The organism is Alteromonas sp. H02, assembly GCF_059682525.1.
The window spans coordinates 4,113,098-4,130,542 of the sequence record NZ_CM185021.1 but is presented as its reverse complement, the minus strand read 5'-3'; the positions used below and the strand labels follow the sequence as shown (position 1 = coordinate 4,130,542).

The window sequence follows — 17,445 nt, the reverse complement described above, 5'->3', positions numbered from 1 at the left end:
TTCCCTGCGGAGCTTCCACAGTGCATGTTAAATCAACCCTCTACGGCTGGCTGATCATTATCGGCTGCTATCTGGTGGGTGAGTTTTTTGTATTGGTGACCGATTTACCGCTGCCCGGTGCGCTAATCGGCTTGTTATTGCTGCTTGGCGGCTTGTTGTTGCGTCAACGTCCGGCGGTAACTGTAGGGCGGGGCGCGCAGCCATTGCTCACCCATATGTCGGTTTTGTTTGTACCGGCGGTGATTGGCGTGGGCTTATTCTGGGCAGAGGTCAGTGAAAATGCGCTGGGCATTGCACTGGCGCTGGTGGCTACCACCATTGTGGCTCTGGGCTTTACGGCCTGGTTTGCCCAGCGGCTTATGAAAGCCAAAAGGCCTGATTAATGTTAAGAGCAGAGCTGGCAATTAAGCAGATTATTAGCCGCTTCAGTGAAGTGGTAAGCAGTACGGCAACGGTAAATGGTATGTTGTGGCTGGCGGTGACCCTGGTTTTTTATGGTGTTGCACTTAAAATTTTCCGTGCTTCTAAAGGCCATCCCCTGGTACATCCACTCAGCATTACGACCTTAGCCGTGGCAGCAGTGATGTGGTTAGCGGATATCTCTGCCGCTCAATACCGTGAGTTCGCGTCATTATTACACTGGTTGTTAGGGCCAGCCACGGTGGCACTTGCGGTACCGATGTACAATCAATGGCAAAACATTCGGCAACTGGGAATGCCGTTGATCATCAGCGTGATGATAGGGGGCATTGTTGCACCGCTGCTTGCCTGGGGCGTGATATATGTCACAAATGCGCCGCTGGCTATTCAGATGACTATGCTGGTGAAGTCGATAACCAGCCCGCTGGCTATGGAAACAGGGGCTGCTATTGGCGGTATACCGGCGCTGGCTGCGGTATTTGTGATCCTTACCGGTATCGTTGGGGCGCTGGCAGCGCCGCTCACCTATCGGCTACTAGGTGTCACTATGCCAGATGCTCAGGGCGTGGCGCTGGGCGCGGTATGCCATGCGGTGGGCACCTCCAAGGCTTTGCAGATGGGCGAAGTGCAGGGGGCGCTGGCCACAGTGGGCCTTGGCCTTAATGGCATTCTTACCGCTGTTATCTTACCTGTTATTCTGTAAGGCTTTTCATGGCCTGAGCCTACAAAAGCCGCCTTGGAAGTTGATTTTTGCCGTCTGACTGCTATTTGTTAAAGAGTGCTTACTGCATTGTTTTGTGCCGGTTCTTAACCCTTGGATAGCTATGTACTCAGTTTTGATTTGTGACGACTCCCTTGTAGCCCGCAAGCAGGTGGCAAAATGCCTGCCACAGGACTGGGATGTTGCCATCCATTTTGCTAAACATGGCGGTGAGGCCATTGAATGCCTGGCGGCCGGTAAAGGGCATATTTTACTCCTCGATTTAAATATGCCGGAAATGGACGGCTATCAAACGCTGGAAGCCATTGCTCAGCAAGGTTTGAAAACCAATGTGATTGTGGTGTCGGGCGATGTTCAGCCTGAAGCTCGGGAGCGGGTTATTAAGCTCGGCGCGCTGGATTTCATTCGAAAACCGGTTAGTGCGCCGGAGCTATTGGCTGTGTTAAGTAAACATCAGCTAATCAATGCGCCAGATGAAGAAGAGCCAAAAGAGTTTGAACCGCTGGATGCTGATATTCGTGACTGCTATCAGGAGATCACTAATATAGCCATGGGCAGAGCGGGTGATCACCTGGCCCGTACGCTTAATGTGTTTGTGCATTTGCCTATTCCTAACGTTAATCTGATAGAGGTATCCGAACTGCACATGCTGCTCAGTGATATCGAAAACCACGAGCGGGTGAGTGCGGTTTGCCAGGGCTTTGTGGGCCCTGGAGTACAGGGGGAGGCGCTGTGTATTTTGAGTGACTCAAGCCTGGACGATGTAGCGCGAATTCTTAATATTTCCGGTGAAGTCGACGATCAGAAGCAACTGGAGTTGTTAATGGATGCGGCGAGCATCCTAATCGGTACTTGCCTGAGCGGTATTGCCGAACAACTGGATGTGAGTTTTGCCCAGGGGCAGCCGGTTGTACTTGGCCAGCATCGAAACATCACCGAGATCATTGCCACCAATAAGCTCAAATGGAAAAGAACCCTGGCTATCGAAATCTCTTACGGCCTTGAAGGGTATAACACCGTATGTGAGTTGCTGCTGTTATTTACCGAAAGCTCCATGGAAACGCTTAACTATAAACTTGCTCATTTACTGGAGGATTTCTGATGGCCAATGAAGCCGTAGATGACATGCTGGAGTTTCATTGGATCATCGACATGCTACAAACGGTGGATGTGGGCATTGTTGTGCTGGATCGCGAGTTTAAAATAAAAATGTGGAACGGTTTTATGGAAAGCCACAGTGGTAAGTTGCCCTCTGAGGTGCGTGATAAAACCCTGTTCAGTATTTTTCCTGATATCAACCCTGACTGGTTTGCCCAGAAGGCGAAGCCGGTATTCGAACTCAAAACCCGGGCATTTATGCTATGGGAGCAGCGCCCTTATCTGTTTAAGTTTTCTAATTACCGGCCAATCACCGGCAGTGAAGAATTCATGTATCAGAACATCATTTTATCGCCATTGGTATCGGCAACCGGCAAGGTTGAACATATCAGCATGATGATTTACGACATGACAGATATTGCCAGTGGCAAAAAGCAACTCGAAGCACTACAGGTAATGCAGAGCGAAGCCTTAGAGCGAGGCGCTAAAAGCCGCGCCTGATGTATAGCAGGTTATTTGCGATGAGTTATCGCAAGGGTTATAGCGTTCGCCGCTTACCGTTGTAGGCAGCTGTATTCAACCTGATTTTTAGCAATCTGGTCTTAAGCGACTTTTCATTTACGGTTTTGGTTTCACAATATCGGTATGAAAAGCGTATCTCTTTTTTTATTGTGCATAATGTGCCTGTTACCGGCTGGTCTTTCAGCGCCGGCTGCTGCGCATTACAGTTGCGATGTCGATTTAAATTATGGCGTTGTGGTAAATGACGATCAGCTACGTGTACTCAAAGAATATCTCACTTTATATCAGATCAACCATCAGCAGCAGTTATTTGTGGCAGGTGACTGGCTCACACTCGATGATAGCCAGGCTACGCTGGTAACCGAGTATGCCAAAGGACTGCATTCGGTGGTCCCGCAGGTTACCTTACTGGCGACCACAGGTATTGATTTAGCAACCGATACGGTTCAGCAAATGTTTTTGTCGTTACTGGGCAGCGATCACGACAGCTACGAAAAGCTCAATACCGCTATGGATAAAATGAAAAAGCGGGTGCGCAAGAAGTTTCGTTACGCGCGTAGTCATTATTACCTTGGGCCAAGTTCCAGCGAAGGGCTGGATGAACTGGCAGAGGCCGACCTGATGGTGCCGTTATCACAAACGTTAACTACTTCGGTGGGCAGTATTTTAACCACGCTTGGTGCAATGGACTCCGACAAACTGGCGGTAGATCGCACCGAAATGGCGGTGATTAATCAACGCATTGCGCATTATGCTGCCACGTCTGATGGCGACGGCCCGCCGGTTGATACAACTTTGCCACAAAAAGCCCGATGGTATTGTGACTACCTCAAAAAGCTTGATGCGCTTGAAAAGCAAATGCAGACCACCATTGTGCAACTGGCTGGTATCGATTTAATTCGACAAACCGGTCATAAAGACTAATAACATCGAAGTAGATGTTACCAACAAGTTTGTTATCCCCGAACTTTAGGGGTTAACACATCCTCTGTGTCATCCCCGCATGCTTTAAGCGGGGACCCCTTTGCATGATATCGTGGCTTTGAAACTTCATTGGCGAACAGTTTTACTCACTCACAATGCTGATTGTTAAATATCGTAGTCTCCGCATCTTGTCGGGGTGCCGACAGCACCCAAAGGGGAGATGGCTCCCCTTTGGAAACCTCCAGTTCTTTAATCGCGAAGGGGCATACTGTCACCGGGCAGGTAAAACCTATCGGCCAGAGAGGGCGTCCTGCCCTCCTGACCGGAGCCATCATCCATGATGCCTCTACGCTTTTACTTGATCTGCCCGGTAAAAGTATTTCGCGATACAAAGAACCAAATAGAAAGCCAAAACGCGCTAACGCACACGTACTCACCTCTACCGTCATCCCGGAAGTTTCGAAGAAACTATCCGGGAGCTCATTGGTTTTCTATTGATGTGTAGACTGCATGACAGTGTTTGGTAGATCCCGGCTCGTGGGCCGGGATGACGGTAATTTAGGGGCACGGATGACGTCATCAATAAATTGGTCATCCCCGCATGCTTTTGAGCGGGTATCTCCATAAAAGGCTATTTGAGCTGAGTCAGACTGTTTGGGAGGTCCCGGCTCGTGGGCCGGGATGACGGTACTTTAGGGGCACGGATGACGTCATCAACAAATTTGTCATCCCCGCATGCTTTTGAGCGGGGATCTCCCGAAAAGGTTATTAGAGCTGAGTCAGACTGTTTGGGGGATCCCGGCTCGTGGGCCGGGATGACAGAGATTTTTTTGGCCGTTATGACAGAATAAAAAAAGTCATCCCCGCATGCTTTTGAGCGGGGATCTCCCGAAAAGGTTATTAGAGCTGAGTCAGACTGTTTGGAAGGTCCCGGCTCGTGGGCCGGGATGACAGAGATTTTTTTGGCCGACGGGGGCTATGATATTTGGAGCGGAATGACGTTATCAATAAATTGGTCATCCCCGCATGCTTTTGAGCGGGGATCTCCCGAAAAGGCTATTTGAGCTGAGTCAGACTGTTTGGGAGGTCCCGGCTCGTGGGCCGGGATGACAGAGATTTTTTTGGCCGACGGGGGCTATGATATTTGGAGCGGAATGACGTTATCAATAAATTGGTCATCCCCGCATGCTTTTGAGCGGGGATCTCCCGAAAAGGCTATTTGAGCTGAGTCAGACTGTTTGGGAGGTCCCGGCTCGTGGGCCGGGATGGCAGGAATAAAGTGGCCGAGCTGTTACTTAAGTAGCGATGACACCGACACCGAGACATTTACCGCGCCTTTATGGATTTCGTCCATAACCCCCTGCACCTGGGTGATCTGTTCGTTGGTTGTATCCACATTAAGACGGACGTTTTTCATTTGTTCAGAGACCGTGCCTGACAACTGCTTATTCTCGTTAACGACAGATTCGATTTCAATGGTAGACTCACTGGTTCGACTCGCGAGTTGACGGACCTCATCGGCGACAACCGCAAAACCTCTCCCCTGATCGCCGGCTCTGGCTGCCTCGATAGCAGCATTCAGGGCGAGTAAGTTGGTTTGTTCAGCAATCGAGCGTATGGTTGAAACAATTGCCTCGATACTGGAAGACTGTTCGTTAAGCCGGCTCATTAATTCACTGGTGGTGCTTACCTGTTCCCGGGCAGAATCTGATGCTATGACAGACGTTTTGAGCATACCATTGCCTTGCTCTGCTATTTGCGCGGTTTCCTCTGCCGTAGAAAAAGCCAGCTCTGCTGCTTTGGTGATTAACTGTTTTTCTTCTACCTGAGCGGTCACATCGGTAGCGAATTTAATAACCTTTATTACTTTACCGTCTGAACCCAGAATGGGATTGTATGTGGCTTCGAGCCAAATAGAGTTGCCATGCGCTGTGAGGCGCTCAAATAAGCCGGTCTTGTGCTCACCGTTACCTAGGTGTTGCCAGAAGTTTGGATTAGCATCCAAAAATGCCTGGGAACAAAATATGGAGTGGTGTTTACCTATTATCTGTTCCATTGAATAACCGATTGTATTTAAGAACAGGCTATTGGCTTTACAAATTTCGCCTTTCGGGGTGAATTCAATCACTGCCATTGATTGGTCCAGAGAAGCGTTCACTGCTTTTAATGAGTTAATTTCGTCCATCCGCTCTGTAACATCATTGGCAATTTTTAAAATGGAACCTACGCAATTATTCGCCTCGACAATTGGAATATAGGTGGCTTCGAGCCAGATTGCCTCGCCGTTTGCCTTATTGCGTTCGAACGTGCCGGTTTGTGGTATCCCGTCTCTGAGTTGTTGCCAGAAATTGGCGTAATCCTGGCTTTTTGCATAGCTGGAGATACAAAACATCCGGTGATGTTGGCCCTGGATCTGGTTTAATGAATAACCCACAGCGTTACAGAACAGATCGTTAGCGTCGATGATTTCGCCCTTTGGAGTGAACTGTATTACGGGGACGGAACGCTTTATCGATTGAATGATGGATTGAGCAGTGTCGATCTGCGATTTTAATATGTTCAGCTCGGACTTATGGCGGGATAGTGAGACAATCATTCTCAACCTCATTGAACTTTCATAACTCTGATCCTGTAAACAGCCAAAGCCGATAAGAACTCCTTTATCTAACAGAACCACCTAACAACTGGTTGTATATAGCTTACCAGCTTGCATATCCCTGTATTCGCGAGTATGGACTAGTATACATAAAATCAACAGTTTTATAATGAATAGTTAAACTAAAGGTTAAGCATAACTAACTTGCTGGTACCTTGATCCTGAAAAGTACCAGCAGCATTGCTTAGCGAGATTACAGTTCGGCTTTCGATGCGGTAGCGAAAGCAACGTGTAGTTTGTGGTAGGCCGCTTCGTTTATAAAGTGGGGGTAAATGGTCTCGCCCTGCCAGGCTTGTGGTTGTCCATCAAAAGACAAAAACACTGGTTCTCCGGCGCTTACCGGAGCAAAGTCGTTATCTTGTAACGCAGGGTGGATCATGGCCAGTCGCTCACCGTCTTCGCTGAGCGGAAAGGTGATGTTTTCAATAAAACGAAACACATCGCAGGGCGGCAGTTCCGGCACTGAATTACTGTTATAGGCATTCACAAAGTCGAGAATTGCCAGGGCCATACGCTCCGTTAGATCGTATACATCTGCGCGCAATACACCCTGAGGCTGTGCGCCTACTTCAATCATGATACCGCGCTTACCAATGCTACACAGATAAGCATGCTCTGATGGCGGCTTTTCGTCCTCTACCAGAATGTTGGCTTCTGGCATCTGCTGTTTTACATAGCGGGCCAACTGGGTATGAAACTCATCGGCTTCCAGAATGATTAAAGTGGCTCCCATGGCGCTGGTGGTGTTGTGGATGTCGATGAGCAGGTCGATGTCTGACTCGCCTTTCGGCCCCCATTGTTGATTAAGCGCATGAGCTAAACGGGCTTCCTGACACTGCGGCTGGCGGGCCAACAGGGTAGGGGTAAACTGGCGGTTAAGGTCTTCCTCAACAAATCGTACATTGGCATCGATAGCTGCCATATTCGATAAATGGCAGTCGATATTCAACCCGTTATAGGCTTCGGGCACGCCAAACTTCTGCCAGTTTCTAACCAGTTGAATACCACTGGTTTCGTTACCGTGGGTACCGCCCACAATAGTAATGTTTGCGATCATTGGGCTTGGTCTCTAATGCTTAAAAAAGTCGCTGTGTTGTTCACTCAGCATGGCTTCAATATCTTCGGGATCCAGGTTGTTGATATCAGACTCCTGGGCCGGGCTGGAGATGACTTTTTCTTCACCAGCCCACTCACCTAAATCAATCAACTGGCATTTTTTGCTGCAAAACGGGCGGTATTCACTGCTTGGTGACCATTCCACGTCTTGCTGACAGGTTGGGCATTTTACTTTCACAATTAACACGCTGCTAAATCAAATTGAACCGGTTTTTCGACCGCACCGGAGCGGCCTTCAGGTAGGTTATAGTACATAAAGCGGATAGCATAACGATACTTATTTCCGCTCAGTACGGGATAATACTCTTCGTTGGTCTGGCAACGGATCCGAATCAACTCGTTACGATCGTCTGCTACACCCTGATAAAAGCCATTGGCAGCTTCCGTTGCACTAAAGGCGGTGCGCTCTCGCAAAAACGACAGGGCAATGCTGATAGCCTCTTCGGTGAGTGCGAAGCACATGATCCACTGTTTTATGTCTTCCTGACGTGCGGCAATCGGACGATGGCACCAATAGTGTAAATTGGGTAAATCAAAACTGCAGGTACCGCCCGGAATCGCAAAGCGCTGACGAATGCTCGCCAGAAATTTATCATCACGCAGTTCAGCGCTGATCTTCTTACTGATCTTGAGCTGGTCGCGTACGTTAATAATGGTTTTCAGGGTTTGTTGCAGGGCTTCGTTATCGATGTTGGGTAGCTGCGACCAATGCACCAGGTTTTTCTCGTGGCCATCAAGGTCTTTTATGATATCGGTACGAATGTCGATACGCTCAAACAAGTCCAGTAAGGTAAACAGCTGTTCAAAGAAATACAGCGATAAGCCGTTATCAAGGCCCGCAGCACCCAGCTTCAGTTGTCCCATTAACTGTTCGATACGCAGATAGTTACGAACTTTTTCTTTCAGCGGGAATTCGTAGACTGTTGTATTTGACATTCGGTTCCTCGTCAATTATTCGCACTAGCGTACCAGCCCAGCCTGTAATTTACCAATGCATTCGCCAGCCACGGCGGTTATCTGGTCTTACAAACAGGAAGGAATTACATGACCGCTGCGCAGAATTTACTTACAAAGTTGAAAGTATAGCGGGTGTGATTTTAATAATATCTAAAAATCATGAGCTTAGCTTGATTTTTTAACCTGGAACAGCAGTTGCAACAGTCACATTGCAAAAGTCTCATTGAAGTACAATTTAATTTAAGGAGAGAATAATGGCTACATCAAAATCTACCGCCAATGGTGCAGATACTTCAGGTCACCCTATGACAGATAAACTGCAATCCACACTGCATGATTCGCTGGATACGATCGCAGAAAAAGCGGCAACTGCTGAACAAAGCTTACGTGAGTCAGCTTCAGAGTCAGCGGATAATCTGGCTGCTCGTCGTCGCCTGATGAAGCAGAAATGGTTAGGGTCTTCAGTGCGCAATTATGCCGTGGAAAACCCTGTAGCGGCAGCGGGTATTACTTTTGCTGCTGGTATGCTGGTGGCCTCTTTGCTGAAAAAAAGCAAATAATCAGAGGTGATGGATGAATCAGTCATCTGTTAACGAACCAGCAACGCCACGTCCGGACAGTAACGTGCCCGACGGGGCGTCGCCGCATCAGGAGCAACCTGCTGAGCAGGTACCGCAGCCAGATGTTACCCTGGATGAGGTGATTGCCGCGGTGTCAGATCTTATCGAGGCCAAGAAGCTTCAGTTCAGTGCACAATGGGAAATGGTAGGGGCTGAGGCAAAACTGCTAAGGCAGTCTGTGCTGGTTACCGCACTTGCCACTCTGGCAACCTTTGCCTTTGGTTGTGTTTGCTGGTTAATTCTCAATGCAGCTTCGGCAGTTTTACTGGCTAAAGCCGGAATACACGCCGCTTTCGTAGCAGGTATCCTGTTGTTGGTTAATGGTCTGTTGATGTATGTGGCCTGGCGTGTGGCGAAGGACGCGTTTAAACACATTTCTATCAACCCACTTGTCGCAGCCGTTAAAGGTGAGCCTGAAGAGGGCAGTGACAAAGCACAGCAAAGTAAACAGGAGAGTTAATATGGCCAATCTGTTTTTAAAACGTGCAATCGCGGAACGCGAGCAACGCGTTCACGAATACAAAGAAATTAAATTACTGGGCAAATATTGTCAGGAAGATGCCATTGCTGCCTCCAAGCAACTGTTGGCAACGCCACTGGGGCTATTCGGAAGCTTTTCGGCCGGTGCATTTAAAGGCTGGTACGATGACGATCCGCACAAGGCTCACCGACGCCGTAAAGCGGTTTGGCGCTTTGCCAGAATGTGGATGCAACAGACTATGCTATAGCGCTTAAATTAATGACTGAGTGCTAACGGGTAAAGGTGCGGGCCATCCCAAGATATTGCTCATGTAACTGTTTAACCTGAGCAATGGTGTACTCTCTATCCCGACTGTTATCAATTACATCGTCAGCCTCTGCAAGGCGAGTTTCCCGCGAAACCTGCGCCGCCATAATGCCTTTTATTGCCGCTTCACTGCTGCCATCGCGTGAGAGCGCACGCTCCAATTGAACAGACTCCGGACAATCCACTACCGCAATGCGGTCGACCATCTTTTGCATACCGTTCTCAATAAGTAGTGGTACTGCGAGCACACCGTATTCAGAGCGGATGTTGCTGATCGCTTCGGCCATCGCCTCACGAATTCGCGGATGTAAACACTGATTCAGCCATTGCTTCCGCTCTTCGTTAGTAAACACTAACTCTCGCAAAGCGGCCCGGTTCAGCTCACCTTGTGCGGTTAAAATGGTGTCGCCAAAGTGGGCGGTGATGGCAGCAAGTCCAGGCGAACCTGGCGCCACAACATCCCGGGCTACAATATCTGCATCGACCACCTCAATACCCGAATTGGCAAAGGTATCGGTTACCAGTGTTTTACCCGAGCCGATACCGCCGGTAACACCAACCAGAAAAGGGCGTTTATCATTCATTCTAGTAACCCAGTGCCCAGCTCAGATAGACGGTTTTGATAGGTTCCTGATATAGCAAGGTAAGCCAGCCGGCAATGGCCAGGTAGGGACCGAAAGGAATAGCCAATTCTTTACCTTGTTTTTGCCGGATCATGATGATGATACCGAAGAGCGCGCCAACAAAAGAAGATAATAAAATAATAATCAGCAAGCCCTGCCAGCCGGTAAATGCGCCCAGTGCAGCGAGTAATTTAAAATCGCCGTAACCCATGCCTTCTTTTCCGGTCAGCAGTTTAAATGCCCAGTAAATACTCCATAAACTCAGGTAGCCAATGGCCGCGCCCAGAATCGCCTCGGTGGGTGACACAAAAATGTGATTGATACTGGCTAACAGACCAATCCACAGCAAAGGCAGGGTCAGTTGATCGGGGAGGATCATTTTATCCAGGTCAATAAAGGTCATGGCAACCAGTAACCAGGTTAATACGATGACGATTAAAGCCTGGGAGGACGGGCCATAATGGAGTGCTGCCCAAAGAGAAAGAATACCGGTAAGTAATTCCACCGCCGGATAGCGAAATGAGATGCCGGTTTTACACTGACTGCATTTACCACCTAAAAACAAATAGCTGAGTACGGGAATATTCTCCCAGGCGCGAATGCGGTGGCCGCATTTAGGGCAGGTGCTGTCGGGTTTGATTAAATCGAAGCGCTCGGTCTCAGGGGCCGGCTCATCGGGATTGAAATAGCTTTGGTATTCACGCTGCCAGTCACGTTCCATCATGATAGGCAAGCGATAGATAACCACATTTAAAAAGCTGCCCACCATCAGGCTGATAATGGCCGCCAGGGCATAAAAGAACCAGGGTGAGTGTAAACTAAGCTCAATGACAGATTGCATGCAGGGCGTAACCTATTATCAGAAAATGCAATTAAGAATAACAGCTTAGCTAACGTTAAACTACCATACCCATTTGGAAAATTGGCAGGTACATGGCAACAATCAGACCGCCGATGACAACCCCGAGTACGGCCATAATCATGGGCTCCAGCAAGCTGGTTAAACCGTCGACCATGTCATCCACTTCACCTTCGTAGATGGTGGCGATTTTGCTGAGCATTTCATCAACCGCGCCAGACTCTTCACCAATGGCAATCATTTGCGTCACCATATCCGGGAAAACGTTAGTACTGCGCATAGCGGCGTTCATCTGAATACCGCCGGCGACTTCTTTACGGATAAATAAAATAGCGTCGCGGTATACCGCGTTACCCGATGCTCCTGCGGCTGATTCCAAAGCGCTTATTAAAGGCACACCCGCTGCAAAGGTGGTGGCAAGCGTTCTGGTAAAACGGGCAATAGCGGCTTTACGCAAAATTTCACCAATGACAGGAATTTTAAGGAGCTTGGCATCCAGGCTGTCACGGAAATCTTTTGATTTATTGTGGTAGACTTTAAATAAGTAAATGAAGACACCAATTCCAGCCAATAGAAATACACCATAATCCTGAACAAATCGTGATATCCCAAGCACAAACATCGTGAACGCCGGGAGTGATGCGCCGAAACTGGAAAATATTTCTTCAAATTGCGGCACTACAAATACCAGGAGTACGGCTGTTACGATAAAAGCCACTACTAATACCGCAATGGGGTAAAACATGGCCTTTTTAATTTTTGACTTAAGCGCTTCGGCTTTCTCTTTATAAGTGGCAATCCTATCGTAGATAGTCTCAAGCGCACCGGAGTGCTCGCCAGTTTCCACGAGATCGCAATATAGGTCGTCAAAGTATTTTGGATGTTTACGCAGGGCGGTTGAAAGCGGTGTACCGGCTTTTACGTCGTCGCCGATGCTATTAAGCACTTTACGCATCGACGCCTTAGCATGTCCTGCAGCGAGCATATCTATTGTTTGGATCAGCGTTACACCGGCTGCTAACATGGTGGCAATCTGGCGGGTTATTACACAAATATCCGCTGCGGTAATCTTATCACCACCACGGCCGAATAACGGGGTGGATAATTTACGTACTTTGGTGGCAGAGATACCCCGTCTTCGTAAAAGATTTTTCGCTTCCTGAAGTGATTTGGCGCTGGTTTCGCCTTTAATGGATTGTCCCTTGGCGTTTTTACCCTGCCAGGTATACGTGGTTAACGCTTGTTCTTTGGCCATTCGCTTATTCCCGTTGTTCAGAAAGCAAAAAGCCCAGCAGTACTGGGCTTTTGCAGGTGTTAACCGATTAGCATAAAGCTGTGTCTGAGCATGCTTCGGCCCAGGTAACTACACCGCCGGTACCTAATGAAGCAGTCAGCGTGTAGGTTTCACCGTTCAGGCCATCGGTGTTAACCGCAGTAGCTACCAGGTCAGTACCATTCCAGGTGACAGAGGCAACTAAATTGCTTGGTGATGTCAGGTCTGCCGGTACGCCGTTAGAGTTTGCAGTACAAGTAGTTAAGGCACCTTCTGTTTGAGCACACACTTCGATAGCAGTTTTATGAGCCTGAGTGGCCATAATCACTTCTGAAAAACGCGCTTTCTTAGTGTAGTTCTGGTAAGCCGGTAATGCTACCGCTGCCAGAATACCGATGATGGCAACAACGATCATCAGTTCGATTAAGGTAAAGCCTTTGTTGTTCAGTTTGATATTTTTCATGGTCACATTCTCCGGGTCGCAAAACAATAAAATGTCAGCATTTAATAAAATTAAGGTTGATACCTGAGGCGTCGTCACTTACGTCCCCGGTACTTGATTCTCAGTATAGAACCATCTAAGCATCTGACAAGTATTAGGAATTATACTCTAGTGTTGGATACTGCTACCTATTTGTACAATCCGGCATACGTAAAGATACCTAAGCCAGGGAATTCAGACGGTTAGCTGTTATTACAAATTTATGCGTAATGACAAATCAACGGCCTTGACATGCTTGGTAAGCGCTCCTGAAGAGATGTAATCCACACCCAGTAAGGCCAGAGAAGATAATCTTTCAGAAGTAATATTACCCGACACCTCCAGTTTACACCGTTTTTGCGTCAGGCTAACTGCGCGTTGGATCTGTTCGTTAGTAAAATTGTCCAGCATCACAATATCGGCACCGGCATCAATTGCCTGTTGCAATTCCTCCAGGCTTTCTACTTCCACTTCTACCGGTTTACCGGGCGCCTGTGTTTTGGCTGTGCTGATAGCCTGGGCAATACCGCCACAGGCCATAATATGGTTTTCCTTTATAAGGAAGGCATCGAATAAGCCAATGCGATGGTTTTTACCGCCGCCACAGGCCACAGCGTACTTTTGTGCCAGCCGTAAACCGGGGATGGTTTTACGGGTATCAAGAATACGGGTGTCCGATCCAGCCAGCAGACTGGCATAAAAAGCGGTTTCTGTGGCCGTACCCGAAAGCAGTTGCAAAAAGTTTAGGGCCGTGCGCTCGGCCGTTAACAGTGCTCTGGCTGGCCCTTTTAACGAAACCAGTACAGAGTCTGCGGGTATTTTATCGCCATCTGCTACCTGCCAGCTTTGTTCGATGCTGCTATCCACCAGGCTGAATGCCAGTTGGGCCCAGGCCACACCACACACCACACAATCTTCGCGGGTAATAATGGTCGCCGTAGCCTGATGCGCGGCAGGGATCAGATTGGCCGTGATGTCGGCACTGGCTTCAGGCGTGCCGCCAAGGTCTTCGGCCAGCGCCTGGGTAACTTGTTGCTGAATGCTTTGTTGGGATGGCAATGTTTGTTGACTCACAGTAATACTTCTTTTTATAGGGTACGGAGAATAAGGGTTTCCCCTCGTTGGGTGAATTCTAACTGTTTTAGGGCGCTCATACCCAGCAAAATCTGCTCGCCTTGCATGCCTGGGTTGATATTCGCCGCTACATTTTGCAGTGTAATGCCGCCCAGCGTTAAGGTGGCAATTTCGGTAAGCGTAATCTTAACCCGGCCGTTTGCTGTGGAAGCCATACCGCTGCGCCCGCGTGGCAGGTTAAACTCATCGGCTAGATGGGCCGGAATAGAAACGCTGGTAGCGCCGGTGTCAACCAGAAAAACTGCTGGCTTGCCATTAATGCTACCACTGACAACATAATGACCCTGACGATTTTGTTCCAGCCGAATTTCGATTTGCTCGCCTCGCATTATACTTACCGGCTGCTGATTAGGGTTTGCCTGCTGCTCAAGCAAATCACCAAATACCAGAGTCAAAAGACCAAATAAACAGGCCCAGGCAAGAATAAGCATCCACTTTGCGGCTTTACTGGTGTCAGTGCTTTGTTGGGTCATACCTTGCCTTTAGATTGTCAACCGGCGACTTCGCTGTCACACTATTCTAATGAATTACTTAAAAAATTCACTACTATGAGTGTTTCTTATCAATATAAAGACGCAATAATAAAGGCATCGCCTTTTTTTGATGAGCGGCCGGATGACAGCGCAGTGAGCCTATTGGTGATCCACAATATCTCACTGCCGCCGGGGCAGTTTGGTACCAAAGGCATCGAACAGTTGTTTACCGGCACTCTGAACCCCGATGAGCATCCCTTTTATGCCGAAATCGCCCACTTGCGGGTATCGGCTCATTGCGTGATCCGCCGTGATGGCACGGTGGAGCAATATGTGCCATTTAATAAAAGAGCCTGGCATGCCGGGGTGTCCAGTTTCCAGGGTCAGGAAAAATGTAATGACTGCGCCATTGGGATCGAGCTTGAAGGCACCGATGAGTTGCCGTATACCCAGGCCCAGTATCAATCGCTGGAAGCGGTGAGCGCACAGATAATTTCGTTGTATCCGGCTATAACACTGGGCAGAATAGTGGGGCATAACGATATTGCACCCGGACGCAAAACCGATCCGGGCGTGGCATTTAACTGGGCTGGCTATCGCCAGGCGCTGAGTCAATATATAAAAAGGTAAAACCACCATGGTGTTAATCAGTTTGCTATTGGTCTTGTCACTGGAGCGGGCACTCCGTAAAGCGCCGGTGTGGCATGTTGAAAATCATTTAGGCCAATATTTGCAATGGACACAGGGGCAGGACTGGATAGCCAAACAAAGCGTACCTATTCAGTTGATACTGCAAATAGCGCTGCCGGTTCTGGTCACCTTTTTAGTGTGTCAGTGGTTATTTGGTGGCTTTATCAGCTTTATATTACAAAGCGTTATATTGTTCTTGTGTCTGGGCAGTGAGCCCCTGCGCAATACTTATCGTTCATTTCTACAGGCCGCCGAACGCGGTGATCTGGAAGCTTGTCATTTATATACCCGCGAACTGGGCCATTGTACTGCGCTGGAGGTCGCCGATGAGCCTACCCAACAAGGGAAAAGTTTTGGCCAGCATTTACTATGGTTAAACTATCAGCATTACGCGGCGGTGATTATCTTTTTTACGGTGTTTGGTGCGGCCGGGGCTATTGCGTACGTCACCAGCAGGGAATGTTTCCGCCAGTGGTGTGAAAGTGACGATGAACGTAAAAAAGGGATGGCCACCTGGGTGCATATTCTGGACTGGCTGCCGGTGCGTATTACCGCATTCGGGCTGCTATTGGTTGGCCACTTTTCCCGCGCATTGCCGATATGGCTGAGTTACCTGACACATCCTTCTGTTGCTGGCGAGAAGGTGTTAACTGAAGTCGCAGCTAAAGCCGAAGATGTCGACTTTACCGAATCACAACAGGCGGATCCTGCCTGTGAACCTAAGGCCCTGGTGACGCTGGCGAAGCGCAATGTCATGCTGCTGTTGTCGGTTATTGCGGTTTTGACCTTACTTGGGCTGGTTAACTAGCAACTCATCTTATTAAAACAAGGGCTGCACTGGCAGCCCTTTTGTTTATCTATTCCTTTATAAATCTGATCGTTAACCGAAATCGGGCGGTACAAATATCCAGTGTTGATGGTTTTTTTAACAATACGTGCGATTTTTCAGCATTACAGGTCAGAAGTAAGGTGAATCCAGCAGCCTTTTATCGCAGTTTTTAGGTGATTGGTAATAAAATGCTGCACTGCAAAACAATGGCTTACCATTTTGTAAATTGTCTAATCTGTAATTAAATTACCGAAAATTGCGATGTTTTGGGGCTGGTTGAACCAGTTTAGCCTGTGAAATTTTATGAATAATTTCAAAAGTTAAGTAGTTTGTTACAGAAACTTTATAAAACTTGGTCTATGTTTACTATTTACCTCCGTGATATTCTGCTCTACACTAATTAGATAGGTAAAATGGTAATACCAATTTTATTGTGAACGCATTCTCGTTTACATAGCAATGTTTCGGAGCCAGAACTCTTCATATGCAAACCGGCCGCAAAAAGCTTGCAGACGTTATCACCGAGCAACTCGAGTCTATGATCCTCGACGGTTCGCTATTGGCCGGTCAGCGCTTACCTCCGGAACGTGAACTGGCTGAACAATTCCAGGTTTCACGGCCATCGTTACGTGAAGCCATTGGTAATTTACAGGCCCGCGGGCTGGTAGAGCGTAAGCAGGGAGGCGGCACTTTTGTTAGTCGTCAGCTTAATTCTGCGATGACTGATCCGCTAATGGCTCTTATCAGTGGCCGGCCGGAAACCCAGTTTGATTTACTTGAATTCAGGCACGCCCTTGAAGGGATGTCGGCGTATTACGCTGCGTTGCGTGGCCAGCCTGAAGATTATGCGGCACTGCGTGAAGCACTGGATCAAATGCCCACGCCTAAACGCACTGAATGCAAACGCGAACAGGCAGAATGCCTGGGGCGCTTTTACGTCATCATGGCGCGCGCCTCGCACAACATGGTGTTGCTCCATGTGATGAGCACCATGCAAACCATGCTGGTAGACAATATCGAGCGCAACTTTGAAATGCTGGCCCTGCATGCCAGTGACGAAGCGGTTGATAACATTGCCCAGCAGCGCAAAGAGATTGTTGAAGCCATTGCAAGCCGGGATCCGGAAGCGGCCCGTCAGGCCTGTAATGCGCACCTTGCCTACATCGAGAAAACGTTGTTGGCAATTAATCAGCGAGACAGTCGTGTGCAACGAGCGTTGCGCCGGTTGGAAATTTAAGAACACGTGTCGGCTTCGGCAGTAT

The 17,445-nt window shown here is 48.5% G+C and carries 21 protein-coding genes and 1 pseudogene; 11 read left to right on the top strand and 11 right to left on the bottom strand.

Going from position 1 to position 17,445, the window contains the following annotated elements; translation table 11 throughout:
- Positions 1–20 precede the first annotated feature (20 nt).
- From AC566Q_RS19175 to AC566Q_RS19155, 5 genes are all read left to right on the top strand, one after another.
- On the top strand, positions 21–383 hold the full coding sequence (locus tag AC566Q_RS19175) for a CidA/LrgA family protein (RefSeq protein WP_499609504.1): 363 nt from the start codon (positions 21–23) through the stop codon (positions 381–383).
- A complete protein-coding gene (locus tag AC566Q_RS19170) occupies positions 383–1,123 on the top strand; it encodes an LrgB family protein (protein ID WP_499609501.1) in 741 nt (246 codons plus the stop codon). The genes AC566Q_RS19175 and AC566Q_RS19170 overlap by 1 nt, the downstream gene beginning before the upstream one ends.
- A 121-nt stretch (positions 1,124–1,244) precedes the next feature.
- Positions 1,245–2,243: a response regulator gene (locus AC566Q_RS19165; protein WP_499609496.1), complete on the top strand. Its 999-nt coding sequence runs from the start codon at positions 1,245–1,247 to the stop codon at positions 2,241–2,243.
- Positions 2,243–2,740: a hypothetical protein gene (locus AC566Q_RS19160; protein ID WP_499609493.1), complete on the top strand. Its 498-nt coding sequence runs from the start codon at positions 2,243–2,245 to the stop codon at positions 2,738–2,740. Before AC566Q_RS19165 ends, AC566Q_RS19160 begins: the two co-directional genes overlap by 1 nt.
- Before the next feature lie 144 nt (positions 2,741–2,884).
- Positions 2,885–3,685, top strand: a complete 801-nt coding sequence (locus tag AC566Q_RS19155) for a DUF2884 family protein (protein WP_499609490.1) — start codon at positions 2,885–2,887, stop codon at positions 3,683–3,685.
- A gap of 1,291 nt (positions 3,686–4,976) precedes the next feature.
- On the opposite strand, the gene AC566Q_RS19150 is transcribed toward AC566Q_RS19155, so the two are convergent.
- The 5 genes and pseudogenes from AC566Q_RS19150 to zapD all read right to left on the bottom strand — a co-directional run bounded on the left by AC566Q_RS19150 (position 4,977) and on the right by zapD (position 8,393).
- A complete protein-coding gene (locus AC566Q_RS19150) occupies positions 4,977–5,420 on the bottom strand; it encodes a methyl-accepting chemotaxis protein (protein WP_499617558.1) in 444 nt (147 codons plus the stop codon).
- Positions 5,421–5,507: 87 nt separating this feature from the next.
- Positions 5,508–6,281, bottom strand: a pseudogene (locus AC566Q_RS19145) (PAS domain-containing protein); the annotation flags it as partial.
- A gap of 253 nt (positions 6,282–6,534) precedes the next feature.
- The gene (locus tag AC566Q_RS19140) at positions 6,535–7,398 is read right to left on the bottom strand and encodes an aspartoacylase (RefSeq protein ID WP_499609486.1); all 864 of its coding nucleotides are present in this window, start codon (positions 7,396–7,398) and stop codon (positions 6,535–6,537) included.
- 12 nt (positions 7,399–7,410) lie between these two features.
- The gene (yacG, locus tag AC566Q_RS19135) at positions 7,411–7,635 is read right to left on the bottom strand and encodes a DNA gyrase inhibitor YacG (protein WP_105936693.1); all 225 of its coding nucleotides are present in this window, start codon (positions 7,633–7,635) and stop codon (positions 7,411–7,413) included.
- 2 nt (positions 7,636–7,637) lie between these two features.
- On the bottom strand, positions 7,638–8,393 hold the full coding sequence (gene zapD / locus AC566Q_RS19130) for a cell division protein ZapD (RefSeq protein ID WP_499609482.1): 756 nt from the start codon (positions 8,391–8,393) through the stop codon (positions 7,638–7,640).
- A gap of 275 nt (positions 8,394–8,668) precedes the next feature.
- On the opposite strand from zapD, the gene AC566Q_RS19125 reads away from it, so the two are divergent.
- Genes AC566Q_RS19125 through AC566Q_RS19115 form a run of 3 tightly spaced genes read left to right on the top strand, consistent with a single transcriptional unit; the run spans position 8,669 to position 9,762 of the window.
- Positions 8,669–8,974 (top strand): DUF883 domain-containing protein, encoded by a 306-nt coding sequence (locus AC566Q_RS19125; protein ID WP_105936691.1) that lies wholly within the window; start codon positions 8,669–8,671, stop codon positions 8,972–8,974.
- A gap of 13 nt (positions 8,975–8,987) precedes the next feature.
- Entirely contained in the window at positions 8,988–9,494 is a 507-nt protein-coding gene (locus AC566Q_RS19120; RefSeq protein WP_499609478.1) for a hypothetical protein, read from the top strand.
- Between the two features lies 1 nt (position 9,495).
- Complete coding sequence (locus AC566Q_RS19115) at positions 9,496–9,762, top strand: hypothetical protein (protein ID WP_499609475.1); 267 nt, start codon at positions 9,496–9,498, stop codon at positions 9,760–9,762.
- Between the two features lie 22 nt (positions 9,763–9,784).
- On the opposite strand, the gene coaE is transcribed toward AC566Q_RS19115, so the two are convergent.
- The 6 genes from coaE to AC566Q_RS19085 all read right to left on the bottom strand — a co-directional run bounded on the left by coaE (position 9,785) and on the right by AC566Q_RS19085 (position 14,664).
- Positions 9,785–10,405 (bottom strand): dephospho-CoA kinase, encoded by a 621-nt coding sequence (coaE, locus tag AC566Q_RS19110; protein ID WP_499609469.1) that lies wholly within the window; start codon positions 10,403–10,405, stop codon positions 9,785–9,787.
- A 1-nt stretch (position 10,406) separates the two neighbouring features.
- Positions 10,407–11,285, bottom strand: coding sequence for a prepilin peptidase (locus AC566Q_RS19105; protein WP_499609463.1), 879 nt, complete (start codon positions 11,283–11,285; stop codon positions 10,407–10,409).
- Between the two features lie 55 nt (positions 11,286–11,340).
- On the bottom strand, positions 11,341–12,558 hold the full coding sequence (locus AC566Q_RS19100) for a type II secretion system F family protein (RefSeq protein WP_499609460.1): 1,218 nt from the start codon (positions 12,556–12,558) through the stop codon (positions 11,341–11,343).
- A 67-nt stretch (positions 12,559–12,625) separates the two neighbouring features.
- The gene (locus AC566Q_RS19095; RefSeq protein ID WP_499609455.1) at positions 12,626–13,039 is read right to left on the bottom strand and encodes a pilin; all 414 of its coding nucleotides are present in this window, start codon (positions 13,037–13,039) and stop codon (positions 12,626–12,628) included.
- Between the two features lie 231 nt (positions 13,040–13,270).
- Positions 13,271–14,131 carry a carboxylating nicotinate-nucleotide diphosphorylase gene (gene nadC, locus AC566Q_RS19090; protein ID WP_499609452.1) on the bottom strand — a complete coding sequence of 287 codons (861 nt, stop codon included), beginning with the start codon at positions 14,129–14,131 and terminating at the stop codon, positions 13,271–13,273.
- Between the two features lie 14 nt (positions 14,132–14,145).
- Positions 14,146–14,664 (bottom strand): retropepsin-like aspartic protease family protein, encoded by a 519-nt coding sequence (locus AC566Q_RS19085; protein WP_499609449.1) that lies wholly within the window; start codon positions 14,662–14,664, stop codon positions 14,146–14,148.
- Positions 14,665–14,739: 75 nt separating this feature from the next.
- Between AC566Q_RS19085 and ampD the strand changes: the two genes are divergently transcribed.
- The 3 genes from ampD to AC566Q_RS19070 all read left to right on the top strand — a co-directional run bounded on the left by ampD (position 14,740) and on the right by AC566Q_RS19070 (position 17,420).
- On the top strand, positions 14,740–15,294 hold the full coding sequence (gene ampD, locus AC566Q_RS19080; RefSeq protein ID WP_499609447.1) for a 1,6-anhydro-N-acetylmuramyl-L-alanine amidase AmpD: 555 nt from the start codon (positions 14,740–14,742) through the stop codon (positions 15,292–15,294).
- Positions 15,295–15,301: 7 nt separating this feature from the next.
- Positions 15,302–16,162, top strand: coding sequence for a beta-lactamase regulator AmpE (ampE, locus tag AC566Q_RS19075; RefSeq protein ID WP_499609444.1), 861 nt, complete (start codon positions 15,302–15,304; stop codon positions 16,160–16,162).
- A 505-nt stretch (positions 16,163–16,667) separates the two neighbouring features.
- Entirely contained in the window at positions 16,668–17,420 is a 753-nt protein-coding gene (locus tag AC566Q_RS19070) for a GntR family transcriptional regulator (RefSeq protein WP_123326023.1), read from the top strand.
- Positions 17,421–17,445 lie beyond the last annotated feature (25 nt).